Raw genomic sequence first — 23603 nt, 5'->3', positions numbered from 1 at the left:
GGCTCGGGTCCGGGGTACAGAGAAAGCTTGGCCGCGAACGAGATTCCAGAATGCTTTTACGAGATTTTTTTGAAGGTGCGAACGATAGGACTGTTCCGCATGTAGGTGAGGATCAGTGTCGACTGCTGCTCGTTTAAGACGGCGTATTCAGTGGCTGAACCCTGCGGGTTATGTCGGATTTCAAATCCGACATAACCAAACTCTTCAAGGTCTGACTGGTACGTGCGAACAAGCTTGATGACGCTCGCGTGATCGACTTTGCATCCAGTGGCGATTGCCAGCGTGGTGGTCACGGCTTCGTCATCGACTATCGACACGATGCCAATGAAATTGGCACGCGACACGTTTTCAGATTTCGCAAAACGTGTCGCGACATGCGACGGGGTATTGCTTGAGTTAGGTTGGCTCTGCATAATCGGCCTCATCAAGTGGTAATGAATCAGCCGGGGCGCAATCCCGGCTTTTTTGTGTCTGGGATTCAGGCGATAACTTTCAAATTCGGTCGGTGCTTGGCAAGCAGTGTGTCGGCCTTCCGGCCCAACTCCCCTGCCCGCGCTTCAACCTGGCGGCACTGCTTTACGAAAGCTGGCAGGTGCGGCAAGTCTTCTTCACACATCACTTGGTCGTCGAACACTTCGCTGCCGGTATCGATCACGTCGCCCAGCGCACGGATCAGCGCGCCGAAGCTTTTGTTCGCGCACTGCTCGCTCACCATGTGGCGGGCACCGATCAAGCCGTGGCGACCGGCCAACTCATTGATGCAGTGATCGCGAAACTCAGACTCCAGAGCATTCACCCACGACTCTTCCAGCCAGGACGGCATGTCCTGGTCGCCGGAAAGCCAGCGTTGCACACGCTTCAGCCAGCGCCCTGTCGCCTTCACGAACTCGCCAACATTGTTCTGCTCGGTAAGCGCGGCAAAGTCAGGAACCTCTTTGGCGATCGCCTTCTCTGGGCAAGACAGATGCAACTCGCGGCTCAGCGCCTGAGCAAAATCGTCCTGGCTCAGGCTGGTACGCGCGATCTGGTTTGCTGCATGCGCGACCAGCACTTGGTCACGGGTCTGCGCGCTGTGTCTTGAACTGGACGTTTCCATTGGGACTACTCTCTTCTAATCTGGCTTCAATGGACCGGCGGACAGGGATGTCGCTTAGGCGGCCATTTCGGCCCATGGAAACGACGGACAAAGGAATTCTTTTTTGAACACGCCTCCGGTCAAAGCCTCTGCTCGTTTGGCGATCACTGGAGACATGCCGTGTTTTTCCCTAACCCAGCCGGAAACAGTGCTCTGATCAACCTTGAGCTTTTCAGCCGTGACCTCCTGAGTGCCGAAGAAGGCAACGAGGTCCTTGTAGATGGTATTCATATCGCCCCTCCATACGGGAATACCCATATAGTAGTTTATGGGAATGCCGATTTGCAAGGATATGGGAGCACCCGTAATACTCGCGTGATGGAATTCAAAGATCGATTAAAGGCCGCAAGGCGGCATGCGGGGCTCAATCAGGTAGAACTGGCTGTGCGAGCGGGCATCACCCAGACCTCTATTTCTGACCTTGAGCGCGGTAAATCAAAAGCCACTGCCCATGTGGTGAAAATTGCTGACGCCTGTGGAGTGAGTGCCAAGTGGCTTTCCGACGAAATCGGCCCGATGAAACCGGCTGACGCCACCTCCAACGCTGGCCATTCAAATGTAGGCGAAACACGCCAACCTGTAGAGTCCTTCCGCTATCCAGTAATCAGCTGGGTCGCCGCCGGTGCCTGGGCCGAGGCAGTCGAACCCTACCCTGTAGGATTTTCAGATCGGTACGAATTGTCGGACTACGACTCAAAAGGTCCGGCATTCTGGCTCGAGGTCAAAGGCGACTCGATGACATCGCCGGTCGGGACGAGCATCACAGAGGGAACGCTGATCCTGGTCGACACAGAGGCTGATGCTCAGTCAGGAAAGCTGGTTGTGGCGAAGCTGGCAGATAGCGACCAAGCCACGTTTAAAAAGCTTGTCGACGATGGTGGCCGGCGTTTCTTGAAGCCGCTCAACCCTGCATACCCGACTGAGATGTGCGCGGAGAACTGCCGGATTGTCGGTGTTGTCGTTCGAGCGCTTCAGAAGCTCTGACAATGCCAAAGAAACCGTCGGCAGACGCCACGACAACAACCTCTGCAGACATTGAAAGGTCTATCCAAGCCCTGAATAAAATGGCTGAACGTCTTTGGGGAGATGGTAGAGAAGCCGAGGCGAAAGCCCTACTCGATGCCCTGGACGCTTTGAATCGAGCATTGGACCGGATCAGGATTGGCGAAAGTCGCAGGATTAAGACTCTTCACTGAAGGCAATCATGGGCTCCATGATCAGCTGGCAGGTTATGCGGAAGAGGTGGTGAGGGGGCCGGTCTGTAGTAGTAATAGGGTGAGCGTCTCACCCCGCCAAGGCGATCCTGCATATCGCGCAGAAGTTGTTGCGCTTGCATGAACAAAAATTAAATATCTGGCAAGGGATGCTCTGATGAATTCTGGTGTTTCTTTGGTCCGAATTGGCCGCCTTTTACCCGGCGGAACCGAGGTTGGAGAGGGGTCTAATCGGCCGGTGCGCTGTGTTGCGGCGACTCATTCCGGCGAGGTAACGGTCATTGCGAAGAGGCTGCCAGTACGCGAGATTGCTGTGGAAGTTGTTTGTGCGGCTGTGGGCAGGGCGGCAGGGCTACCAATCCCTGAGCCGCTGCTGCTCCTGGATGACCAGCAGGCCTGGCACTATGGCAGCGTGGATATGGGCCACCCCAATCTTGCCCAGTATGTGAGCGCTAGCGACTCTTCAATTTTGGGCGAGCTGGAAAAATGGCCGGCGCTTCTTCATGCAGCCTGCTTTGACGAGCTTATTGCGAATCCTGATCGACATGACGGCAACCTTCTTTACGATGGTACTGGCTTCTTCCTAATCGATCACGGCATGTGTATTCCGCACAATATGTCAGCTACTGACACATCGGATGATTACCATAATAACCAGCTTCTGGAGCTGCAGATTGATACCTGCAACGATGACATCTCAACGCAGCGAGCTGTTTCGGGAGCGCGCGAGTGGGCAATAAACTCTGGAACATCCTCGATTGAATTGGCTGACCAAGCAATGGTCGAACGTATAGAGCTCAAACCTAAGGAAGAGCTACTATCGTTTCTAAGAAACAGGATCGCCATACTGGGCGACCTGCTACACGACAGGATCAAGCCCAGCCAGCAAGGGAGGTTAAGGCTTAATGATTAACTTCGATTCGTTGCTTGGTTCTTTGCCACCTCCTCCATCCTATGCAGGTCAATGGGCGCCGATCTATCTTGAGCCAATGATGGGATCTGGAGAACGTCTGACGATAGCTGTAGCGGCTATTGGGGAGTCTGGCGAGATTGAAGTGCGCCAAGCAATACGGCCCCACGTTCTTGAATCCATGTTCGGCCCGCAGAACGCCGGCTTTTCAAAATTGATCGGCGTCGTGATCTCCAGCCTGAACGCCCATGTTCGCACTGCTGGAGGCTTTGCCGGCTGGAAGCCTCCGATGTCGGGAGTAACGCTGGGGCCTCCGAGGGAAACTCGCTCGTCCAGCATTGCGGGATTGCTGCGCCAAGCGGTCTCAATGACTGCAAGCTTGGCCGCCCTCGACCTAAACGATATCGGAGAGACAGAGCCCGGCGAATTGGTCATCAACACGACAGATGACAGGTGGCCTAAGCAATTCCAGGCAGAAGCTGTACGCCGCGACGCTCGGCTCGAAAGATTCTTCAACCAGAAATTTTCTATTTCCGAACCATCTAAGCCGCTTAGCTTTTTCTTTCTGAGCGAAAAGGTGGCGATGAATACTGGGCGCCTTATCCCGGGACGCGGCCTATCGAGCTACCTTGAGCACAATAAAGCCCGAATCTTGGACTTGCGGGTTGCGCGAGAAAAGCAGCATCTTCTTGAAAGGAGCCACTTTGAGCTAGTTGTGTTCCGCCCGAGCTTTGACGATCCCACCTATAGTTTGAAGCAAATCGACTCCCTAAAACGTTCTCTCTATACCCTCGAAGAGGCTTGTGACGAGCACAGGGTAAGGGTCACGGAAGTCCAAAGTGCAGCAGAGGCAGCTGAGCGTTTATTGGCCGTTGCTTAGCCGACCTACAATTCCTCAGCCCGGCCCAGCGCCGGGCTTTTCGTATCCGCCCTTCCCTGCCCGCTAATGGTGGCCGTGCGCCACGAATGGTAAAGTGCGGGCTCAATAACAGGGAGGGGTTTGGGTATGAAATCAGTCATGGCGGGAGTTCTGGCCATCGCAATCGCTAGTGCTGGCTGGTTCGGCTGGACCATGTACCAGAGCGGACAGGAATCCAAATTTGCGGCCCAAGCGGTTCAGGCATCTGCTCAACAGACAGAGCGACAGTTGAAAGCAAGGAACGAGGACGGCATAACCTTCGCTGAGTACTTTAAGCGCGGCACAGCAACCGTGGAAGGACTTGATCAGACAATTTCTGGGCTTGATGCTCGGGCATGGGAGCATAAGCCATCAGATCGCGACGTTGCGGTGGCTTTCATTGAGCTATGCAAGGCAATCATACGAGCTGATCAAGCTGAGACCCGCCTCGTCATGGATGAAAGCAGCGCCAGGGACTCAACCGAGGCTGCAAAGAAAGAGCTGGATGATGCTGATTCAACCATTGCAATTGACTGGGCTCACAAGAGATACCAGCGAGCGAGTAACGAGCTGATTGAAGTCCTCAATAAGCAGATCAGCAGCCTCGAGGAAAACAAAGGAAAGATCGAAAGGCTCATTGCTGCAGATGATTCGGTGAAATCTGCTTTTGGTGCCGACAAGGGCCTATCCCAAGACGCTGTGGTAGCCATGAAGAAAAGCGTAGCGTCTGCGCAGGAGGAAAAACCTGCCAAAGGATAGCTCCTCCATACCAATATCAAGCCCGCCTCTCGCGGGCTTTTTCACGCCTGCCATCTAAAGGAGTACAGATGTACTCCTAGCGGCTTGCAAAACTGGATCCGCACCAATACTGTATATTCATACAGTCACGGCAAGGAAAACCGCATGCTCCCCTCCCCGATTCCTACAACAAAAACTCGGACGTCCTATGAGCTAACCGGCCGACGTCTTCAAGCCCTCATTGCCGCGCCTGGCGTTCAAAAGGTACAGGCAGTAACGGTGTCCAGGCTAGAGCACGAGACCGCCGAGGATTGGCAGCGGCTCATCGATGAGATCAGCGAGACTGCGGGCGTGATGGTGGAATCGTTGGAGGGTGGTGCCGTCAGAATCGGATGGCGACAGTACTGCGAAGCGTGAACAAAGCCCGCCACTGAGCGGGCTTTTTATTGTACCCATAAAAATATGGGAATACCCATTGACTATTATTATGGGAATGCCTATATTTGCTTCATCGCAACCCAGCCTCACATCGGGACTGGCAGCGAAGGGTCGAGACACCCGCCGCTCTTTAACAACCGAGAAGGTTACCGCAGCTGAGATGCTGCGGGCCTCCTGTCCGGCAAAGACAGGGAGGGTCGGTGCAAAGGCTCTCAACAAAAACCTAACTATTTGCCGCTACGCCTCTACTGGAGACCGGCGATCCGATTTGACCTACCGCCTAGGGAGTGACTTGGGTGCTGGAGGGAAACGCAGGGAGAACCTGCGGCGGACGAGGGATACAGAACTGGCGAATGACCCAGATAAGCGTAGCGAGACGGCAACACCCACAGATTTACTGATGTCGCTTCGATGAGGCGGCATTGGAAATCAACGGAGGACGGCAGCATGCAAATCAATCAGCAGAAAACGGAGAAGGTCGACGTTACCGAGTTGCACTTGCACATCAAGGTGCGCGACCAGTTCACTGCCGGCCTGAAGGATGCGCAGGGCGACGAGGTCGGCAGCTATGAGGGCTATGTGCCCGATTTCTTCCCGGGCCAGCACTACGGCGACTACCTGATCCTCAGCATCGATTTGGAAACCGGCCAGATCAAGAACTGGCAGAAGCCCACGGCCGAGCAAATCGAAAAGATGTTGAATCAAGGCGAAGACGACTGATCACCAGCATCACCACTGCCCATTCGTTGAGTGGGCTTTGGGATGCGGACGAAGCCCCGGCTTACACCGGCCACCTGCATTGCCCCTAACCGGAGAACGACATGCTCCAGATCATCCTGATCGGCGCCACGCTCAGCGACACGCGGCCAGAATCGCAGAGCACAGGAAGTGTGCCAGCCGATCCATTGCGTCGAGTGCGTGAGCGCTGGCGAACATCCATCGGGGTCGTAGCGTTCTGGCACTGACTTCCTCGCCCCAAAACCCGTGTGGCGCAGAAAGCCTGAAGGCTGCGCCCGTCATCTAATCAGGCAGCGGAAAGCAGGACCGACGATGTGACCGCGCATCAGCCAGGGAGCTGGCAGGCCCAAACGAAACGACGACGATGTACCGCAGGCGAGTCCGAGGGCATAGCTCGCCAGATTCGACGCATCCCGGGCAGCTCCGGGCGCCGGCACCCATTCCCTTCCGACATCACCCGCATGCACTCCCATCCGCGCCCAACGGCAACCAGCGGAACGGATGAGTGCAGCCGAGTGGTTTTGAACCATCACACCAAACGGAGATTGCCATGCACCCAAGCATCCAGCTCGGTAACGAGGTTCGTGCGGTATTGCGTCAACGCTCAAGGATTGCCACCGCGGATTTCTACGCGCTAATCGGCCAAGAAGCACCAGGAGCAAAACCGCGCTTCATCGTGCGGCCAGCTGGCAGGGCGTTCTTTCATATCGTGGATAGCAGCACCGGCAAAGTCCGCGGATTTCGCCGTGAACACAATGCTGCTTGCGTGCATGCACAAAAGCTCGAGCAATCTCAGGAGTAACTGCTATGTCCGATTTTCTCGATAGCGTCGAAGGGCCGGACTGGCTCCATGACGCAATCAACACGCTAATCTGCGGAGAGAATGTCACGGCGCCGCGGGCCCATGGCAAGTCGGTTGCGTTGGTCACTCCGCAATCGTTGTGGGTGGCGCTGGCCGAACACCTGGGTGCGCAGGAACACATTGCTCCACTGCTGACCGACAATCGCGAGTACCCGATTGAGCGCCTGCTGTGCGAGATCATCGCCGACGGCCGCCGGACTCACGGAAAGGCTTATGACCTGGTGTGTGAGGCGCTCGGCCAGCCGAAAGGCAAGCACGGTCCCACTGCCCTGCACGACGTCGCCGAAGCACTAATACGGCCTTGGGCCGAGGAGTATGGCCGGGCCCGCGCTGAAGAGCTCGCTGCTGACCGAGCAGCCGAGCTTATAGAGCCGCATCGTGAAAATGCGGTATGAGCGATCCCAGCCATTGGCAAATTTTAGGCAAAAAAAAGCCCAAGCAGCTGATGGACGCTTGGGACTCAAAATGCATAAACCGTGGTGGTGAACGCAGAGCAATATTATCTGATTCCAAGAACTTGTAACAGGATATTTTCGCCCTTCCGTCCGATTAAAAATCGCCTAACCCCTTCAATAACCACACTTTTTTCAAGGCTGCGCCTCGGCGCGGCGGGAGAATACCTGTGTCCGATTTGGCGCTCAAACAAAGCTTCAGCCTCACACCGCAATCACTCGACGAGGCCATGCGGTTCGCCGACATCCTCGCCACTTCGACCATCGTGCCGAAAGAGTTCCTCGGCAACCCTGGCAACATTCTGGTCGCGATCCAGTGGGGCCTTGAGCTCGGCCTGCAACCTCTTCAGGCAATGCAGAACATCGCAGTCATCAACGGGCGCCCGGCGCTCTGGGGCGACGCAGTGATCGCCCTGGTGCGCGGCTCGCCACTCTGCGAATACGTCTACGAAAGCGACGACGGACATACGGCTACTTGCCGGGTAAAGCGCCGCGGCGAAGACGAGCAGAGTCGCACCTTCGATATGGACGACGCCAAAACGGCAGGCCTGGCCGGCAAGCAAGGCCCGTGGACGCAGCATCCGAAGCGTATGCGCCAGATGCGGGCCCGGGCATTCGCCCTGCGCGACGTTTTCCCGGACGTGCTGCGCGGCATGCCGGTCGCTGAAGAGTTGATGGACATTCCGAAAGAGCGTGAGGCGGGCGCGACCCTGGCCAGCGTTGCGAAGATCGATGCTCCGATGGTGCTGCCTGCCTACCCAAGCGAGAAGCTGGCCGAAAACCTGCCGAAATGGCGCAAGGCAATCGAAAACGGCAAGTCGTCACCGGAACACCTTATCGCCACGGTCAGCAGCAAGTACACGCTGACCGCCGAACAAATTGACTCCATTAACGAGCTGAAACCACTCGAAGGGGAAGCCGCATGATCATCCATAACGTAGCGCAAGGTTCCGACGCCTGGCACGCCCTTCGCGCCGACTTCCACACCGCATCTGAAGCCCCGGCAATGATGGGCGAATCCAAGCAGATGAAGCGCACGGAACTGCTCAACTCCAAAAAGACCGGCCTGGACCGGGATATTTCGTGGTGGGTGCAAAAGTACCTCTTCGATAAGGGGCACGAGGCTGAGGCCTTGGCCCGCCCTATTCTGGAAGCCCGAATGGGCGAAGATCTTTTCCCTATCGTCGGCACAAAAGGCGACCTTCTGGCCTCGCTCGACGGCTGCACCATGCTCGGCGAAACGCTGTTCGAGCACAAAATGTGGAATGAGCAGCTTGCCACCGATGTTCTGGCGGGCGACCTTGGCCCTCACTACTACTGGCAGCTTGAGCAGCAGTTGCTGGTGAGCGGGGCTGAAAAAGTGATTTTCGTTTGCTCGGATGGCACCGAGAGCAACTTTGTTTCAATGGAATACATGCCCGTTCCAGGGCGTGCAGTCAAGCTGGTTGCGGGCTGGAAGCAGTTTGAGGCAGATCTTGCGGTTTACGAACCAGCTCCCGCAGTGATCGAGGCTGTCGGCAAGACTCCTGAGTCGCTACCAGCGCTTCGCATCGAAGTCACCGGCATGGTCACCGCCAGCAACCTTGAGCAGTTTAAGGCTCACTCGCTGGCAGTGTTCGGCGCCATCAATACCGACCTGCAGACTGATCAGGACTTCGCTGACGCAGAGAAGACCGTCAAGTGGCGCGGTGATGTCGAAGAGCGCCTGGCAGCGGCCAAGCAACACGCGCTGAGCCAGACAGAAAGCATCGACGCCCTATTTCGCGCAATTGACGAGATCAGCTCCGAGGCGCGCGCTAAGCGGCTGGAGCTGGACAAACTGGTCAAGGCTCGCAAGGTCAGCATCCGCGAAGAAATCGTCATGGATGCAGCAAAGGCTTTTCAGGCTCATATCGATCAGATCAACACCTCACTGAGCGGCAAGGCTCGAATGCCGGCTGTGCGCGCTGACTTCGCCGGCGCCATCAAGGGTAAGAAGAGCATCAGCAGCCTGCGTGACGCCGCCGATTCGGAGTTGGCCCGGGCGAAGATCGAGGCCAGCCAAGCCGGCGACAGCATCCGCGCCAACTTGGCCAGCCTGGACGAACTCGCCGCAGATCACACCTTCCTGTTCAATGACGTCCAGCAACTGGTCCTCAAGGCCAACGACGACCTGATCGCACTGATAAAAGTTCGCATCAGCGAGCATCAGGCGGCCGAAGATGCGAAAGCAGAGGCGACCCGGCAGAAGATTCGCGCCGAAGAGTTGAAACGCATCGCCGACGAGCAGGATGCTGAGCGCCTGGCAGCAATCAAGCCTGAGCTGGTTGCCGAGAAAGCTCCTGAGCCTGTTCGCGAAGCGGCGACGGCCAGAACTGCCGCTCCGGTAGTGCACACCAAGCTGGCGACCACCCCGGCAGCCAAGCCCGTCAATCTGCAAGCTCAAGTCACAGACCTTGTGGCCCTGGTTCGGGCTGTGGCTGATGGCCTGGCCTCGATATCCGTGCTCACCGTCAATTGGGAAGCGCTCGACGCGCTGGTCGCCGAGCAGGGATCAACCTTCAGCATGGCCGGGGTGACCCTGGCAAAGGCGGCAGCATGATCAGCAATAACCTCAGTATGATCAACGAGCTCCGGCCGGCATCGGAAGGACTGGCGGCGAAAGTCGCCCTGTTCCTGGCCATGGGCGGCGAGATCCAAGAAGCCAAGTCATTCGGCTACGTGCCCCGACCGATCACCTACAGCACCAAGATGCCACCGGCCCGACAAAAGCAGGAGCTGGAGCCGGTACCGATCAACGAGAAGTCGGCACTGATCGCCAAGATCAGGGAAATGGCCAAGACCATGACCCAGGCCAAGATCACCGCCGAGACCGGGCTCACCCGCAATCAGCTCTACACGATCTCGGCGAACAACAGGTTCAACTTCAAGACGGCGCTGAAGATGGACGAGATCACCTAGGCCGCCCTGGTCCTTCGCATCCGCGAATGCATGGACCAGCGCATGACTCGCAACAAAGCCCGCCTGCACCTGGATATCAGTTTTTCGCTGCTGACCAGGCTGATCAAGAACTACGACATCCCCTACCCGCTGGCGATCTGCTGATGCGCCGATTCAGCACCAGGGTTCAGCAACGCAAACGACAGACATGGCTGGATATACCGGCCAACACGGCCATGGCCGAGGAACAGCAGGAGCCGACGGCGGAAGCCTTAAAGCAGCGCAAAAAGCGCGAGAAGGAAGCAGCCAAGAATGCCGCGCTGGGCATCGAGAAGTTTACGGTAGAGGTCGCCGGGGTTTTCAAAGCTGACCTCAAGCGGGTGATGAAAGAGCACGGCATCAACAGTCAGCAGGACATTCACCAGCGCCTGCTAATCAACCTGATCAATGCTGAATTCGATACGGCCGCACGGATGCTCAAGTGTGTCACGACACCTTACGAGATTAGCGAAAAGGTGTCGCGGTCATTTCGGAGTGAGAGCTTGGCGGAACTGAAGCGTGATCCAGGCGACGAGATCATTCGACCTGAACCTGATAAGTTAATGTACCTACAAAGCACTAAATTACCAGACTAAAGATCTACCAAGTGTTTCTTACGACCCTCCTCTTGCAGCGCTTTGAACTGACGCCCTCTTTCAAGATCCTCCTCAGTTAGATCAGGGAGGTTTGCAAAATGATCACTCCAACGTTTTGCGATTGCAGACAATGACACCTGATCTGTATAGCCAACATTGAATTGCTTTTGGATAAGTCCATATAGGGGGTCGCCGAGATCTTTACCTTCAAAGAACCTTTTAAACAACCAGAGATATATATCAACTATTTCCAACCCAACATTATCCGTCCCCGCCGTACACGTAATTGGAATATCAGGCATGTGGGCCAAATCCATTACCGGCAAACCAGGTCCGACCTCCATTGGAATCTCTCTTGCGCTTCGGTAAAAGTCTGTAATCCACTCTTGCGCCCGATTAAACTGAGATTGACGATCAACAATTATGCTCGAGGCCCCGGCGCCTTCCCGCTTTAGACGCGAGGAGATACCATGCAACACTGATTGAAAACCGATTAAATTAGGAGAAATCTGCAGGGAATCTTTCTTACTATAAATATTATAGTGAATCTCTTCCGGAAACTTTATAGCCCAACGCAATGAATCGCTAATTATCTCTTTCGTTCTTACATCTTCCAGCCAATCAACCCTACCCAGCAATACTTCGAGTACAGAAATTAAAATTTCATTCGCCCGCTCCGGTCTTCTTTCTATCCGCGCCTCCCACGCCAGCTTTAAAGTATCTTCATCAAAAAGAGAGGAGACCTCCAGAAGCAGAATGTAACGGAGCGGTGTCCAGTAAGCAGACCAAGGGACCGCTTTATTTAGGCCTTGATCAAAAACCTGATCAAAAAAGCTAATTGCCGCATGATCAATTTTTTTAATTTTATAGATATCGAAGCAAATTTTGTTCTTTCTTTGAATAGTATCTAGCTGACCAACAATAGACGTCAACTTATCTATACCTAATTCATTGGCATGCAATCTCTCAACGCCTAACTTTGCACGTAGAGACTCAATATATTTTTTCGCTTCAACATTTAAATCAACCGGAGATGACAGCACACCATAATAAAGAATTGGCTGAGATTCATCGAAGAGATTTAGGCCTGTTTGCCCACTTTCATCAACGTAAAAATACATATTTCATCCTTTCCGCCTCATCAAAGAAACCAAAAACCATTTGAAGCAATCGACAACAAATACCCCATAAAAAACCAAATTGCCACCATTCCTACTGTCGCATCCGGTCACGGAGGGCGGCGCCTTGTTGGGTGTGCGAACTATGAACCCGGTTTGTTCAAGGCAAGAACTGCAACCCATAAACTGATGCCGGAGATGACCATACTCAAGATTGCGATAACCGTGTTAAGTCCTGGATTTTTGTTCCAATAGTCAATAAACCTGCACCACAGGGACTTAGATGCTTCCTCATATCCCAGGTCGGTGAGGAAATATCTGACACCACCTTCGGATCTCATCATCCCCTTTTTTTCAAGCTCAATTAGGACGTCAAGCAATCGGTGCCTAACCATGTTTCCTTCGGTTTCGGCCAGTTCCGGCATTCGCTTCAAGTAAACCTCAGCAGCGGTGGTCAGAATTGGAAAGGCATTAAGGTGCCTAGAGCCGTGGCCATGCTTTTTCTCGTAGTCCTTGTAAAAAATCCTGAGCAGCTTGCTCGTCATCTTCACAGTGATCTTTTTCGTTATCACGCTTTATCCCCTTTAGAGCGGCAATAAATACCTCACTTCAACGAATCACGCCAGTCGGCGAAGACGGACCAGTCAAAGGGGAAACTCTTTTATAGCCTGACACATGGCAGCCACTGCCCCGAAGCCAGCGGCCAACCGATTCCAATATGCTTGTTTATACATAGTTCCCTGAAGGTTGAATCTGCCTTGCTTATCAATCCCCATGCTTGGCGCCTGCAAGGGCTCTCCATTTGCATTCCTAAGACTATAAGGCACCCGTACCGTTGCCGACCTAGTCCAGGCCATTGCAGATATAAACGCAAATGCGCAGCTCAAGGTAGCGGGATTCAGATAGGCAAGCATCGACATGTTTACTCTCAACTCATTCAACTAAACGGGATGACCATGATCTCATACGGAAGCGTTTGCAGCGGCATCGAGGCCGCGACCATGGCCTGGCATCCGCTCGGCATGCGTGCCGCCTGGTTCGCCGAGATCGAGCCCTTCCCCAGCGCTGTGCTGGCTCACCACTACCCGAACACGAAGAACCTCGGCGACATGATCCGGCTCGCTGCCCAGGTACTGGCCGGCAAAATCGAAGCGCCGGACATGCTGGTCGGCGGAACCCCGTGCCAGGCCTTCAGTGTCGCCGGCATGCGCGAAGGCCTCGCCGATCCACGCGGCACCCTAACCATCAAATACGTGGAGCTTGCAGATGCAACTGACTATGTTCGCGCCAGCCGTCGAAAGCCTCCCTGCGTTCTCGTCTGGGAAAATGTCCCTGGTGTCCTCTCCGACAAAGGCAACGCCTTCGGATGCTTTCTTGGTGCGCTTGCTGGGGAAGACTGCGAATTGCAGCCTTCAGGGAAGCGGTGGCCGGACGCTGGTTGTGTGTATGGACCCAAAAGAACAATCGCATGGCGGATCCTGGACGCCCAATATTTCGGCCTGGCCCAACGACGCCGTCGTGTGTTCGTTGTCGCAAGTGCTCGAAGAGGGTTCGATCCCCTCGAAGTACTTTTTGAGCGAGAAGGCGTGCGCCGGGATACTGCGCCGCGCCGAGGCGAGGGGCAAGACGTTACCGGCACAGCTCCTTTCGGCCCTGCGCTCCAGTGCGGCGAAGGCTGCGGATACGTTTTCCCCGAAGCGCTAGGGCATTACGGCTGCCCGGAGTGCGAAGGCGACTTCGGGCCTGCGATAACCATGTTCGGCGGCATACCGGCCTTTGGCGGGCACAGCCTGGGCGGCTCGATCGAGAGATCTGCCACGCTGACCGCAAAAGACTCTCGTCTCGACATGGAGAGCGAAACCTTCTTTGTGGTGCCGCCCCTCGATGCGAGTTATGGTCGCCTTCAAGGTTGCAGTCATCAAGACGCCAACCACGGTCATAGCCACCTGGTTATCCACGGCACACAAGATCCCGATATCAGAATTGAACAGGCTCACACGCTCGGCCGGAACAGCGGCCAGGAGAACGTTCTTTTCTGCCGCGATGTCGCGCAGACGATAACCAGCAACTACGGCAAGCAGCTCAACAATACCAACTCAGCACTCGGGCCCAACATAATTGCAGCTTTCGCCGAGAACTCCCGGACCGAACTTCGCTATGAGGATGGCGATGGCGGAATCACTGGCGCACTCAGCGGTGGAGGCGGCAAAGCTGGCCAGGGTATGCCGTCGGCGCAAGTTGGCTCGTCCGTCCGACGCCTTGTACCTCGCGAGTGCGAACGCCTCCAGGGATTTTCCGACGATTACACGCTGATCCCTTGGCGCGGCAAGCCTGCTGAGGAATGCCCAGACGGCCCGCGTTACAAGGCGATCGGGAACAGCAAGGCGGTAACCGTCGTTCGGTGGATTGGGATGCGGATTTTGCGGGAGCTACAGAAGGAATAGCGCTCTCATGAGCACATCTCCGTATCCCCAGATGACAGTGCCAGCGATCGAGAGCAAAAAAGAAAGCCATTCAATTAGGTTAAATCGACCCCTAAACTCGTACAGAACCACGGCGCCATCCTCATCTCCCCATGTGCCAGGTACATGCAGCTTATTTGTGGCAATAGTCAGAACAGTTGTCGCAAGCAAAGAGAAGACGGTCGTCACAGAGCCGCTCCTCTGAAACCAGATCGCCACCAACTCATCCGCAGGTCGCACAGGCGCAAGCGCCGAGAAAACTGGCGCGCCCGCTGCAAGAATCAACATCCCAGCGCTTAGAGCAAAGTACAAAGTAGTTTTCTGCCTAAAGCACCTTTGCCGCTCCAAATCCGGCATCACCGCGACTCCTTTGACTAGACATCTGAATATAGACGAGGACCCTCTATGCCCACAGAAAACCGAATCATCTACACGACAGTTGTGAATGCCCATGATCTGGTATCGATGGAGATTGCTGAAGACAGCTAGGCCGTGGAAGGAGGCCCTCCGTCCATCTACCTGAAATAGCAAAATGCCACATTCCGGATTAGCATCGGTTGTTAATCACACGGACGACCCTAATGAAAAAAATACTAGTCGGAGCGCTTTTGGCGCTAGCTCCACACTTGGCTTTTGCTGGCTGTTTCGGCTCGCCGGGCTTTCAGACATGCACGGATAACAGCGGCAACACGTACAACGTTCAGCGGTTTGGAAACACCACCAACGTTCAGGGGTCTAGTACATCAGGCTCCACCTGGAATCAGACCAGCCAAAAAATAGGCAATACGGTTTATCAGAATGGCACGTCAGCAGACGGTAATTCATGGAATGGAACAAGCCAAACCATCGGAAATACGACCTATCACAACGGCATGGACTCCGAAGGAAACCCTTACAACTACACCTGCAACCAATACGGCTGTAACTGACGCATTCGAGGAGACCTCTTTTCAGGGGTTTCTCCCTCGGTTTTAGAAAAAGCGATAAGCCATCGCAGACCACGCTAGCAGCTAGCTCACTATCAATACCCCGCAGTAACTCCCTCCCCCTTCAAAGTCAGCCGCTATAGCGGTAAAGGACGAAGTCATGCCTGAAGAAACTGTTTTGATCCAACCAGCGCCGGTCGAGCGAGCAACATTCGAAGCCGCATACAAAAATGAAATGCAGGAGATCTATACCGCTTTTGGAGAAGACCGCTTCGATGCCAAAGAGGCTTTCAAGCGAAACGCCGAGGATCGCTACGAATGCAAATGGGTTCAGTCTGCGTGGTGGGCATGGCAGGCGCGGGGCGCTCTCGACAAGGCGGCCCACTTCACCGCCATCGACATGTCCACCGCCGCGGCGCAAGGATTCAGGGATGGGCACGTGACGCCGGTTGTGGTGGTGCTGCCTGAGCGCAGACCAGAATCTGCATCCGCACCAAACAACGAAATGCGCGCGCGACTGGAGTGCAAGAACAAGGGCTACAACGAAGCGCTGGACGAAGTAACCCGGCTCAATACCAAGTAACTCCCTCCCCCATCAAAGTCAGCCGCTATAGCGGAAAAGGAACAGTCATGCCTGCACAAAAGCAAATCATCATGTTCGACGCCCCGGACGCGGCCAGTGTTCAAACCGTAACCGGTTGGGTTACTGCGGATGGTCGCTTCTTCGGCCAGGACGAGAGCCTTGCCCGATTCTGCGGAGCTACTCATCGCCGCTGCGAGAAGAACCCTGACCACCCAATCTATGGGGTGCGCAGCTACTGCGCACAGTGCCATCAAGAAAGCCGCCAGGCGAATTTCGCCGCCTTACCCGTCAAGGAATGGGCAGGCGAGCCGCTGGTTGTCTTCGACGGCGACCAGTACTTCTTCGATGCGGGCAGTTTGCGTGACTACATCATCGACAGCGAAATCGATCTGGCAGACCTGCAGTTGTGCATCTGCGAGCCGAACTATCCAAGTGAAATAGACCCAGCCGACCATTTCTGTGATGACCTGCCAGAGGATGGAGAGATACGCGACGACCAACTCGTGGCCGCATTCGACCTGCTCAATGAAATGATCCGCAAGTCCGAGCCACTGTCTTGGTCGCAGGGTAAGTTCGGCGCAGCGCTCCCGCAGGCCTTCATCGACGAAATCGTTGCAGATCAGGTGACGCCATGATCCTCCCCGCCCTCGCCTTCATGGCATGGCACATCTACACGGGGCCTTGGCGATGAAGGATCAGCAACTCCTGCTCGGCGACTGCCTGGAGGTAATGAGGCAGTTGCCTGATGCCAGCGTCGACATGGTGCTGGCCGATCTCCCCTACGGAACAACCCAGTGCGCCTGGGACGTGATCGTCCCCTTCGAACCACTCTGGCGTGAGTATCTGCGGATCGCCAAGCCCGAGGCGGCCATTGTGTTGTGCGCGGCCCAGCCGTTTGCATCGATGGTCGTAGCCAGCAACCCGAAGCACTACCGGTATGAATGGATCTGGGAGAAAGGCAACGCCACTGGATTCCTGAACGCCAAGAAGCAACCACTCCGCGCCCACGAAAGCGCCCAAGTCTTCTACCGCCAACAGCCCGTGTACAACCCGCAGATGTCGAGCGGACACGAACGCAAAACTAGTAAGCGTAAGACGGTCAACTCGGAGTGCTACGGCAAGGCCCTGGCGCTCACCGAGTACGACTCAACTGAGCGGTACCCACGCTCGGTGCAGTTCTTCTCGAGCGACAAGCAGACCGGGAGCTTCCACCCAACCCAGAAGCCAGTCGCCTGGATGGCTTTCTTGATCAGCACCTATACACAGCCCGGGCAGGTGGTACTGGATAACACTATGGGTAGTGGCACCACCGGCGTGGCCTGTGTGCAGCTCGGGCGCCAGTTCATCGGCATCGAGCAGGACGCCGAGATCTTCGGTACCGCACAAGAGCGGATCGCCGGCGCGGTGACTCTTCGCAATACGCCGGAAACGCAAATCGAATTGTTCGAAGCGACAGCCTAACCCCCCTCCCCACCTTCTTCCACTACGCGCGGCACGGAGCATCCCTATGGAAACTGAAATTCTCTCGGACGAAGAGCTGGCGGATCTCACCGGCTACAAGGCCAGGGCGTACCAGCGGCGCTGGCTGGTGGATCGCCAGTGGGTGTTCGTTGAAAGCCGGGGCAAACGCCCACTGGTTGGCCGGATGTACGCCCGCCTAAAGCTGGGCGTGATCTCCCCGACCATCACCGCCCCCAACCCTACTCCCACGGCGCCGGCATGGACGCCCGACTTTTCGCGAGTGAACTGATATGCGACCCCGCAAGGCCGAAACACGCAATTTACCGCCCCGGATGTACCAGTGGACCCGGCCACGGAAAAGCGGAAAAGACTGGATTGCCTATTACTATCTGGACCTTACCGGCAAGGCGATCCCCTTGGGCAAAGATCTGGACCTAGCCAGGATCAAATGGGCTGAACTTGAGGCCAAGGAAAAGCCGCTCGACCTGCGCACCATGAAGGGGATCTTCGACAGATACATCCGCGACATCGTCTCCAAGAAAGCGCCGCGCACCCAGAAGGACAACCTTTCGGAGATCAAGCAACTGCGACCGATGTTCGACAGCGCCCCCATTGACTCGATCACTCCGGCGACGATCGCCGGGTACCGGGATGCACGGACGGCAAAGGTTCGGGCAAACCGCGAGATCGCCACCCTCTCCCACGTTTTCAATATCGCCCGGGAATGGGGGCTGACTACAAAGGAAAATCCGTGCCAAGGAGTGCGCAAAAACAAGGAAACACCGCGGGACTATTATGCGAATGACGTGGTTTGGGATGCTGTTTACAAGAAGGCAGCTCTAGAGCTGAAAGACGCAATGGACCTGGCTTATCTGACCGGGCAACGGCCGGCAGATGTTCTAGTCATGCGAAAGGATGATATCGAGGGGGGATATTTGGGGGTGCAACAGAACAAGACGCACAAGAAGCTTCGAATTCAGATGACCGCTGGCGGCGAGGCAAACAGCCTGGGCCTGCTGATCGCAAAAATGGCCGAGCGCAATGCTCAGCACATTTGCAGCTATCTGATTGTAAGTGCGCGCGGCAAGCGCATGACCGCAAAGATGCTCCGCGACAGGTGGGACAAGGCACGAGAAAAAGCCAAGAAGGAGGCTGAAGAGATAGGCGACACGCTACTCGCCGGAAGGATCGGCAGCTTCCAGTTTAGAGATATCAGGCCAAAAGCCGCGTCAGAGATCATCGACGTCGGAGAGGCTAGCCTGCTCCTGGGTCACACCAAGGGCGACATCACGGAGCGCGTTTATCGCCGCATCGGCGCTATTGCGAAGCCGTCAAAATAGTCGGAAATTGCGTTACAAAACTCAAACTGAGCCTCTTGTAGAATGCGGTCTACAGAGGGGCTGAAAAACAAAAGTAATGTAACGAAAAAGAGCCACAATCCACGGTTTCAGCGGCTTTGAATAGCGGTCTTGAAAACCGTCGACTGTAACAGGTCCATGAGTTCGAATCCCATCGCCTCCGCCATATTTGTACGTTAAAGCCCTGATTATTCAGGGCTTTTTCGTTTCTGGGGTTTGGCCTGCCATCGAGTCAAGAGCTGATCGTTTCCGCATCTTTTTGGCCATTTCCGCAACTCCCCTCCCTCCCCCGGCATCCTGTCAACCGAACACCACCCGAAAACTACCGGTACGAAACCTTCCACAACTGATCCAGCCGGGTCGTAACACCGAACTTCGTCAATTACTGCTCAAGCTCGCGGAAAGCCAGGAGGCTAATAGGATTGGCGCTTGAGGACATCGCCGCATAGATCGGAGAGCGCGGTTCCGTAGAGGTCACCGCGCGCGTGAGCTAATCCTTGGCTCTGCTTGATATCAATCACTTGGCCATCTATAAAAATCAGTCATTTAGCGTTTATCGCAAGTGCCTTTTTTTGTGCCTGAATGGGTGTTTTGGCTCGGTTATGCCAGCTTAATGACAGCCTCTATACCTACCCTGCGAACCACTCACCGCCTCACGTCCTCACGAATGTTTTCAGTCGCTTTTGTGTTGTGAAATAGCACCCCAGCTACCGGAAGGGCGTATTTAATGGGTGTCGGCTTACTCACAGAGACCCATACATGCCGACACATACCCACAAAAAAGTATCTAATCAGCCATGCCACCCTGCAGCGTTGCTTTAACAAAAGCCGCTCCGGCTTAGAAAAAATGCGCGAATCAGATCTCAGCTTCCCCCGCCCAATCAAATTCGGGCAGAGCAAACAGGCTGCAATATATTTTGTCGTCGCGGAGGTGGAGGCCTGGCTGGAGAACAAAATTCTCGAGCGAGATGGAGATGCACTCGACATCGTAAGGCGGGATGAGCAATGACCAAATACGAGCAGCTCCCTGCTTGTACAGTGGAGATGCCTGAGCCTGCGCTTTCCTTGTTTTTGAACCCAAGCATTGTTCCAATCCCACTCCCAAGCGGTCTTCCGAAGGTCATGCCTTGGTACGATGAACTCCTGCCAATGGACCTGTGCGAGCACGTCAGCGATGTAGCTGAACGCACCCAATGTCCGCCAGATTTTGTTGGCGTGGCGCTGGTGGTTGCTATCAGCGCTGTGGTCGGTCGCAAGTTTTCCATCCGCCCGAAGCAACATGATGACTGGACTGTGATTCCCAACCAGTGGGGCGTCATCATTGGTCGCCCATCAGCGATGAAGTCGCCCGCGTTAAAGCTAGCTTTACGTCCTCTGGAAGCACTGGAATCAAGGGAGCGAACAAAGCACTGTCAAGCTGACGCCGACCACAATGCAAACTGCGAACTGCTTGAGATGGAGCGCAAGAGCGCCAGAGAGAAAGCAAAAAAACTTCTCAACAGCGGAGACAAAAGTGCAGCACTGGCTGAGTTGAACAGATTTTCCAGTACCCTGCAGGCTCCCGTCCCGCGCCGATACATTGTCAACGACTCTTCCGTTGAGAAGCTTGGAGAGCTGCTCAACGAGAACCCCGATGGACTGTTGCTCGCGCGTGACGAGCTCGGTGATTGGTTGGCAACAATACAGAGTGATGAAGGCTCCGTAGCCAGGGCCTTCTACCTGGAGTGCTTTGATGGAAATGGATCGTTCACCTACGACCGAATCGGTCGCGGCACCATTTTCATCGAGTCATGCTGCTTGTCGTTGATAGGAGGTATTCAACCATCCCGATTGGAATCCCTTGTACGTGCAGCAATCAACGGTGAAATGGATGATGGTCTCATTCAACGCATGCAACTCGCCGTGTATCCCGACGATGGTCGTGAATGGCGACTCGTGGACCGTATGCCCAATAAAGCCGCTGCTGAACGAGCAGAGAGGGTTATCGAAAAACTAGACCAACTCCCCGATGCACCTCGCTCCGAACTCCGATTCAGCACTGAGGCGCAGGAGATATTTAACGGGTGGTATTCCCGTCACATGCAGCAAATCAGATGCGGAGATTTGCATACAGCATTGCAATCTCACTACATGAAAATGCCGCAAACCATTGCTGGATTGGCCCTTCTGTTTGAGCTAATCGACGGAGGAAGGCAGGAGGTACGTAGCGCTGCAACCACACGAGCGGTCAAGTGGGCGGGTTATCTTATGAGCCACGCCCAGAGGTTATACGGCGCTGCAATCAACGCTCCGCTACTAGGGGCACGGTTGATCCTGGAGCGACAGCAGAAATTGCCCGAGCCGTTTACCCCACGGGAGGTACGCCAGAAGGACTGGACGGGATTGGGTTCCCAGGACGCGGTGAACAATGCACTCGCAATTCTGCTGGAACACGACTTCATTGTTGGTTACGAGGTTGCCGGCGAGAAAGGAGGACGTCCGTCAACACGATATGTTTGGCGGAGAACGTAGGCTGGACCCGTCCGATTTACTCAAAAAGGCCTGCGATCTCGCCTACAAAACCTACGAAAGCCAATTCTGTAGGTTTTGTAGGTAACTCTCCTTTCCTATTCATGAAAATCGATAAGTGATGGACGGTCGGCTGGAAAATCCAGCCATTACCGAGATAAAGCCCCCAACCAGGAAAAGCAGCTCACTGGGCGCTCTTCTTGGGTGGTACACGCTCGAACCAAAACGGTAACGGAGGTGGGAACAGCGTTTTTCGCATGCGCGTTCATGACCCATATACCTCCCGGTCGATAGCAGGCACCTAACCCGACGTACTTCAGTAAGCGGAACGTGGACATCCCGTATCGCTCCCTCCGGGGAAAGCCGTTTGCAAAAACTGCCCATGGCGGTGCGGGCGAAGGAACGAGGAAAAAGCGAACGTCAGCCTGTAACGGGCTGGATAGAAGTTGAAACATTACTTCACGCGAAAGCGGGCAGACGTCCTCATGGTCTCTCCTCACAAGAAAGTTTGTAGAACCCTTTCAACGGAAGGAGAGCAAATGAACGCAGCAGCATTGGCGTGTGCACCTTCCGGCACGTCGTGGGACGGCATCAATTGGGCCGACGCTCAACGTCGAGTAAGAGGGCTGCAAGCACGTATTGTGAAGGCTGTACAAGACGGTAGGCATAACAAGGCGAAAGCCCTGCAATGGCTGCTGACTCACTCGCTCAGCGGCAAAGCATTGGCCGTGAAACGGGTGTCTGAAAACAAAGGCAAAAATACCCCCGGCGTGGACAAGGTTACTTGGAATACACCGAGGGCCAAGATCTGCGCGATAGCGTCGTTGAAGCGGCGAGGCTACTCGCCGCTTCCGCTTCGGAGAGTCCTTATTCCGAAGAAAAACGGCAAGACGAGACCTCTCGGAATACCCACCATCAAATGCCGGGCCATGCAGGCGCTCCATCTGCTGGCTCTGGAACCGATAGCGGAGACCACCGCCGATCCGAACTCTTATGGGTTCAGACCGGAACGCTCAACTGCGGATGCCGCAGCACAGTGCTTTGGCGTGCTGTCACGAAAAGCAAACGCGGAGTGGGTGTTAGAGGGTGACATTCAAGGCTGTTTCGACGCCATCAGCCATGACTGGTTGATCGCCAATATCCCCATGGACAAGGCGATTTTGCAGAAATGGCTCAAGGCCGGTTACGTCTACCAGAATGAGCTGTTCCCCAGCCATGCCGGAACCCCGCAGGGAGGCATCATATCCCCGGCGTTGGCCAACATGACGCTGGATGGGTTGGAAACGATGTTGGCGAAGAAATTTCCCAACGCGAAGTGGACAGCCCGAAAAATGCGCGTGGTGCGCTATGCGGATGACTTCATCATTACCGGTTGTTCGAAAGAATGGTTGGAGAATGAGGTCAGGCCCGCAGTGGTTGAATTCCTGGCAGAGCGCGGACTTATCCTCTCTCCGGAAAAAACCAAAATAACGCACATAGGGGACGGGTTCGACTTCCTCGGATGGAACTTGCGCAAGTACAACGGCAAGCTCCTGATTAAGCCATCGAAAGCGAACATCAGGGCACACCTCGCCAAGCTCCGGGAAGTGATCAAGACCAACAAGGCGACCAAACAGGTCAATTTGAAAGGGCTGCTCAATCCGACTTTACGAGGGGGGGGCGAACTATCATAGCCACGTGGTCGCCAAGAAAGTCTTCAATCAGGTAGACAGCGAAGTCTGGACAATGCTCTGGCGCTGGGCTGTGAGACGGCATCCGCGCAAAGGAACACGGTGGGTCAAGGACAGGTATTTCAAAGTCCGAGGATCACGCCGGTGGGTGTTCTCCACCGTTGAAAAACATGCAGACGGTAAGGCAAGGAATACACCTTACTGAAAGAGTCGGATACGCCGATCGTGCGGCACATCAAGATCAAGGCCGCTGCCAATCCGCATGACCCCAATTGGGATGAGTATTTCGAGTTCCGCTGGGGCAAGAAAATGCTCAAATCGACGAAGGGACGAGCGAAGATGTATCGCGTCTGGCGGCAGCAAGACGGCCTGTGCTCTGCCTGCCATAAGCCCGTTACCAAAGACACGCCGTGGCACAGTCGCCACATCGTTAAGCTGGCTAATGGCGGAACGGACGCGGCAGTCAATCTTGAGATCTACCATCTGCGTTGTCCCAGAGATCAGCAGTACGCCAATGTTGCTGGGAAACTCGCATACACGGTTCTTAGAGGGTTGGGCGCGGGTGACCGCGTCTGACT

At 55.2% G+C, this 23603-nt stretch carries 29 protein-coding genes; 24 read left to right on the top strand and 5 right to left on the bottom strand.

The window, feature by feature from the left end:
* Positions 1–56: 56 nt before the first annotated feature.
* The 3 genes from AC3IUA_RS11610 to AC3IUA_RS11600 all read right to left on the bottom strand — a co-directional run bounded on the left by AC3IUA_RS11610 (position 57) and on the right by AC3IUA_RS11600 (position 1366).
* Positions 57–413: a Rha family transcriptional regulator gene (locus AC3IUA_RS11610; RefSeq protein WP_489361000.1), complete on the bottom strand. Its 357-nt coding sequence runs from the start codon at positions 411–413 to the stop codon at positions 57–59.
* A gap of 65 nt (positions 414–478) precedes the next feature.
* Entirely contained in the window at positions 479–1096 is a 618-nt protein-coding gene (locus tag AC3IUA_RS11605) for a hypothetical protein (protein ID WP_489360998.1), read from the bottom strand.
* A gap of 54 nt (positions 1097–1150) precedes the next feature.
* On the bottom strand, positions 1151–1366 hold the full coding sequence (locus AC3IUA_RS11600) for a hypothetical protein (RefSeq protein ID WP_489360996.1): 216 nt from the start codon (positions 1364–1366) through the stop codon (positions 1151–1153).
* A gap of 87 nt (positions 1367–1453) precedes the next feature.
* Between AC3IUA_RS11600 and AC3IUA_RS11595 the strand changes: the two genes are divergently transcribed.
* The 13 genes from AC3IUA_RS11595 to AC3IUA_RS11535 all read left to right on the top strand — a co-directional run bounded on the left by AC3IUA_RS11595 (position 1454) and on the right by AC3IUA_RS11535 (position 10939).
* Positions 1454–2119 (top strand): LexA family protein, encoded by a 666-nt coding sequence (locus tag AC3IUA_RS11595; protein ID WP_489360994.1) that lies wholly within the window; start codon positions 1454–1456, stop codon positions 2117–2119.
* Between the two features lie 2 nt (positions 2120–2121).
* Positions 2122–2331, top strand: coding sequence for a hypothetical protein (locus tag AC3IUA_RS11590; protein ID WP_489360992.1), 210 nt, complete (start codon positions 2122–2124; stop codon positions 2329–2331).
* 175 nt (positions 2332–2506) lie between these two features.
* Positions 2507–3262 (top strand): hypothetical protein, encoded by a 756-nt coding sequence (locus tag AC3IUA_RS11585; RefSeq protein WP_489360991.1) that lies wholly within the window; start codon positions 2507–2509, stop codon positions 3260–3262.
* Positions 3255–4139 (top strand): hypothetical protein, encoded by an 885-nt coding sequence (locus AC3IUA_RS11580; protein WP_489360989.1) that lies wholly within the window; start codon positions 3255–3257, stop codon positions 4137–4139. Before AC3IUA_RS11585 ends, AC3IUA_RS11580 begins: the two co-directional genes overlap by 8 nt.
* A gap of 126 nt (positions 4140–4265) precedes the next feature.
* Entirely contained in the window at positions 4266–4916 is a 651-nt protein-coding gene (locus tag AC3IUA_RS11575; RefSeq protein ID WP_489360987.1) for a hypothetical protein, read from the top strand.
* Between the two features lie 144 nt (positions 4917–5060).
* Positions 5061–5312 (top strand): DUF1654 domain-containing protein, encoded by a 252-nt coding sequence (locus AC3IUA_RS11570; protein ID WP_489360985.1) that lies wholly within the window; start codon positions 5061–5063, stop codon positions 5310–5312.
* A 468-nt stretch (positions 5313–5780) separates the two neighbouring features.
* The gene (locus tag AC3IUA_RS11565) at positions 5781–6053 is read left to right on the top strand and encodes a hypothetical protein (protein WP_489360983.1); all 273 of its coding nucleotides are present in this window, start codon (positions 5781–5783) and stop codon (positions 6051–6053) included.
* Positions 6054–6621: 568 nt separating this feature from the next.
* Positions 6622–6873 (top strand): hypothetical protein, encoded by a 252-nt coding sequence (locus AC3IUA_RS11560; protein WP_489360982.1) that lies wholly within the window; start codon positions 6622–6624, stop codon positions 6871–6873.
* Positions 6874–6878: 5 nt separating this feature from the next.
* Positions 6879–7328: a hypothetical protein gene (locus AC3IUA_RS11555; RefSeq protein WP_489360980.1), complete on the top strand. Its 450-nt coding sequence runs from the start codon at positions 6879–6881 to the stop codon at positions 7326–7328.
* Positions 7329–7555: 227 nt separating this feature from the next.
* Complete coding sequence (locus AC3IUA_RS11550; protein ID WP_489360978.1) at positions 7556–8311, top strand: recombinase RecT; 756 nt, start codon at positions 7556–7558, stop codon at positions 8309–8311.
* The gene (locus AC3IUA_RS11545) at positions 8308–9966 is read left to right on the top strand and encodes a YqaJ viral recombinase family protein (protein ID WP_489360976.1); all 1659 of its coding nucleotides are present in this window, start codon (positions 8308–8310) and stop codon (positions 9964–9966) included. The genes AC3IUA_RS11550 and AC3IUA_RS11545 overlap by 4 nt, the downstream gene beginning before the upstream one ends.
* The gene (locus AC3IUA_RS11540) at positions 9963–10325 is read left to right on the top strand and encodes a hypothetical protein (RefSeq protein WP_489360975.1); all 363 of its coding nucleotides are present in this window, start codon (positions 9963–9965) and stop codon (positions 10323–10325) included. Before AC3IUA_RS11545 ends, AC3IUA_RS11540 begins: the two co-directional genes overlap by 4 nt.
* Positions 10326–10540: 215 nt before the next feature.
* A complete protein-coding gene (locus AC3IUA_RS11535) occupies positions 10541–10939 on the top strand; it encodes a hypothetical protein (RefSeq protein WP_489362314.1) in 399 nt (132 codons plus the stop codon).
* Here the strand turns inward: AC3IUA_RS11535 and AC3IUA_RS11530 are convergent.
* Together AC3IUA_RS11530 and AC3IUA_RS11525 are read right to left on the bottom strand one after the other, a co-directional pair.
* Positions 10936–12060: a DUF3800 domain-containing protein gene (locus AC3IUA_RS11530; RefSeq protein ID WP_489360973.1), complete on the bottom strand. Its 1125-nt coding sequence runs from the start codon at positions 12058–12060 to the stop codon at positions 10936–10938. The two genes, AC3IUA_RS11535 and AC3IUA_RS11530, sit on opposite strands and share 4 nt — an antisense overlap.
* A gap of 140 nt (positions 12061–12200) precedes the next feature.
* Positions 12201–12629, bottom strand: a complete 429-nt coding sequence (locus tag AC3IUA_RS11525) for a hypothetical protein (RefSeq protein WP_489360971.1) — start codon at positions 12627–12629, stop codon at positions 12201–12203.
* A 378-nt stretch (positions 12630–13007) separates the two neighbouring features.
* On the opposite strand from AC3IUA_RS11525, the gene AC3IUA_RS11520 reads away from it, so the two are divergent.
* The 11 genes from AC3IUA_RS11520 to AC3IUA_RS11470 all read left to right on the top strand — a co-directional run bounded on the left by AC3IUA_RS11520 (position 13008) and on the right by AC3IUA_RS11470 (position 23601).
* Positions 13008–14501, top strand: coding sequence for a DNA cytosine methyltransferase (locus AC3IUA_RS11520; protein WP_489360970.1), 1494 nt, complete (start codon positions 13008–13010; stop codon positions 14499–14501).
* Positions 14502–15100: 599 nt separating this feature from the next.
* Positions 15101–15448, top strand: coding sequence for a hypothetical protein (locus AC3IUA_RS11515; RefSeq protein ID WP_489360969.1), 348 nt, complete (start codon positions 15101–15103; stop codon positions 15446–15448).
* A gap of 157 nt (positions 15449–15605) precedes the next feature.
* Complete coding sequence (locus AC3IUA_RS11510) at positions 15606–16028, top strand: hypothetical protein (protein ID WP_489360967.1); 423 nt, start codon at positions 15606–15608, stop codon at positions 16026–16028.
* Positions 16029–16075: 47 nt separating this feature from the next.
* A complete protein-coding gene (locus AC3IUA_RS11505) occupies positions 16076–16663 on the top strand; it encodes a hypothetical protein (RefSeq protein WP_489360965.1) in 588 nt (195 codons plus the stop codon).
* A gap of 52 nt (positions 16664–16715) precedes the next feature.
* Positions 16716–17489: a DNA-methyltransferase gene (locus tag AC3IUA_RS11500; protein WP_489360963.1), complete on the top strand. Its 774-nt coding sequence runs from the start codon at positions 16716–16718 to the stop codon at positions 17487–17489.
* 46 nt (positions 17490–17535) lie between these two features.
* Positions 17536–17778 (top strand): DUF4224 domain-containing protein, encoded by a 243-nt coding sequence (locus AC3IUA_RS11495; protein ID WP_489360962.1) that lies wholly within the window; start codon positions 17536–17538, stop codon positions 17776–17778.
* Position 17779: 1 nt separating this feature from the next.
* Complete coding sequence (locus tag AC3IUA_RS11490) at positions 17780–18829, top strand: tyrosine-type recombinase/integrase (protein WP_489360960.1); 1050 nt, start codon at positions 17780–17782, stop codon at positions 18827–18829.
* A 1023-nt stretch (positions 18830–19852) separates the two neighbouring features.
* A complete protein-coding gene (locus tag AC3IUA_RS11485; protein WP_489360958.1) occupies positions 19853–21358 on the top strand; it encodes a YfjI family protein in 1506 nt (501 codons plus the stop codon).
* Between the two features lie 536 nt (positions 21359–21894).
* Positions 21895–23028, top strand: a complete 1134-nt coding sequence (ltrA, locus tag AC3IUA_RS11480; RefSeq protein ID WP_489360956.1) for a group II intron reverse transcriptase/maturase — start codon at positions 21895–21897, stop codon at positions 23026–23028.
* Between the two features lie 4 nt (positions 23029–23032).
* The gene (locus AC3IUA_RS11475; RefSeq protein ID WP_489360955.1) at positions 23033–23230 is read left to right on the top strand and encodes a group II intron maturase-specific domain-containing protein; all 198 of its coding nucleotides are present in this window, start codon (positions 23033–23035) and stop codon (positions 23228–23230) included.
* Positions 23231–23250: 20 nt separating this feature from the next.
* A complete protein-coding gene (locus AC3IUA_RS11470; RefSeq protein ID WP_489360953.1) occupies positions 23251–23601 on the top strand; it encodes an HNH endonuclease signature motif containing protein in 351 nt (116 codons plus the stop codon).
* Positions 23602–23603: the final 2 nt, after the last annotated feature.

The sequence above is a fragment of the Pseudomonas sp. KH_050 genome (assembly GCF_057838875.1).
This window is presented reverse-complemented; position numbering and strand designations above follow the sequence as displayed.

Coding starts and splice junctions, on each gene's coding strand:
- AC3IUA_RS11540 (WP_489360975.1), top strand. CDS start 9,963: ATGATCAGCAATAACCTCAGTATGATCAACGAGCTCCGGCCGGCATCG.
- AC3IUA_RS11500 (WP_489360963.1), top strand. CDS start 16,716: ATGAAGGATCAGCAACTCCTGCTCGGCGACTGCCTGGAGGTAATGAGG.
- AC3IUA_RS11530 (WP_489360973.1), bottom strand. CDS start 12,060: ATGTATTTTTACGTTGATGAAAGTGGGCAAACAGGCCTAAATCTCTTC.
- AC3IUA_RS11490 (WP_489360960.1), top strand. CDS start 17,780: ATGCGACCCCGCAAGGCCGAAACACGCAATTTACCGCCCCGGATGTAC.
- AC3IUA_RS11560 (WP_489360982.1), top strand. CDS start 6,622: ATGCACCCAAGCATCCAGCTCGGTAACGAGGTTCGTGCGGTATTGCGT.
- ltrA (WP_489360956.1), top strand. CDS start 21,895: ATGAACGCAGCAGCATTGGCGTGTGCACCTTCCGGCACGTCGTGGGAC.
- AC3IUA_RS11520 (WP_489360970.1), top strand. CDS start 13,008: ATGACCATGATCTCATACGGAAGCGTTTGCAGCGGCATCGAGGCCGCG.
- AC3IUA_RS11580 (WP_489360989.1), top strand. CDS start 3,255: ATGATTAACTTCGATTCGTTGCTTGGTTCTTTGCCACCTCCTCCATCC.
- AC3IUA_RS11600 (WP_489360996.1), bottom strand. CDS start 1,366: ATGAATACCATCTACAAGGACCTCGTTGCCTTCTTCGGCACTCAGGAG.
- AC3IUA_RS11595 (WP_489360994.1), top strand. CDS start 1,454: ATGGAATTCAAAGATCGATTAAAGGCCGCAAGGCGGCATGCGGGGCTC.
- AC3IUA_RS11570 (WP_489360985.1), top strand. CDS start 5,061: ATGCTCCCCTCCCCGATTCCTACAACAAAAACTCGGACGTCCTATGAG.
- AC3IUA_RS11535 (WP_489362314.1), top strand. CDS start 10,541: ATGGCCGAGGAACAGCAGGAGCCGACGGCGGAAGCCTTAAAGCAGCGC.
- AC3IUA_RS11585 (WP_489360991.1), top strand. CDS start 2,507: ATGAATTCTGGTGTTTCTTTGGTCCGAATTGGCCGCCTTTTACCCGGC.
- AC3IUA_RS11555 (WP_489360980.1), top strand. CDS start 6,879: ATGTCCGATTTTCTCGATAGCGTCGAAGGGCCGGACTGGCTCCATGAC.
- AC3IUA_RS11515 (WP_489360969.1), top strand. CDS start 15,101: ATGAAAAAAATACTAGTCGGAGCGCTTTTGGCGCTAGCTCCACACTTG.
- AC3IUA_RS11485 (WP_489360958.1), top strand. CDS start 19,853: ATGACCAAATACGAGCAGCTCCCTGCTTGTACAGTGGAGATGCCTGAG.
- AC3IUA_RS11545 (WP_489360976.1), top strand. CDS start 8,308: ATGATCATCCATAACGTAGCGCAAGGTTCCGACGCCTGGCACGCCCTT.
- AC3IUA_RS11590 (WP_489360992.1), top strand. CDS start 2,122: ATGCCAAAGAAACCGTCGGCAGACGCCACGACAACAACCTCTGCAGAC.
- AC3IUA_RS11495 (WP_489360962.1), top strand. CDS start 17,536: ATGGAAACTGAAATTCTCTCGGACGAAGAGCTGGCGGATCTCACCGGC.
- AC3IUA_RS11505 (WP_489360965.1), top strand. CDS start 16,076: ATGCCTGCACAAAAGCAAATCATCATGTTCGACGCCCCGGACGCGGCC.
- AC3IUA_RS11575 (WP_489360987.1), top strand. CDS start 4,266: ATGAAATCAGTCATGGCGGGAGTTCTGGCCATCGCAATCGCTAGTGCT.
- AC3IUA_RS11610 (WP_489361000.1), bottom strand. CDS start 413: ATGCAGAGCCAACCTAACTCAAGCAATACCCCGTCGCATGTCGCGACA.
- AC3IUA_RS11605 (WP_489360998.1), bottom strand. CDS start 1,096: ATGGAAACGTCCAGTTCAAGACACAGCGCGCAGACCCGTGACCAAGTG.
- AC3IUA_RS11565 (WP_489360983.1), top strand. CDS start 5,781: ATGCAAATCAATCAGCAGAAAACGGAGAAGGTCGACGTTACCGAGTTG.
- AC3IUA_RS11510 (WP_489360967.1), top strand. CDS start 15,606: ATGCCTGAAGAAACTGTTTTGATCCAACCAGCGCCGGTCGAGCGAGCA.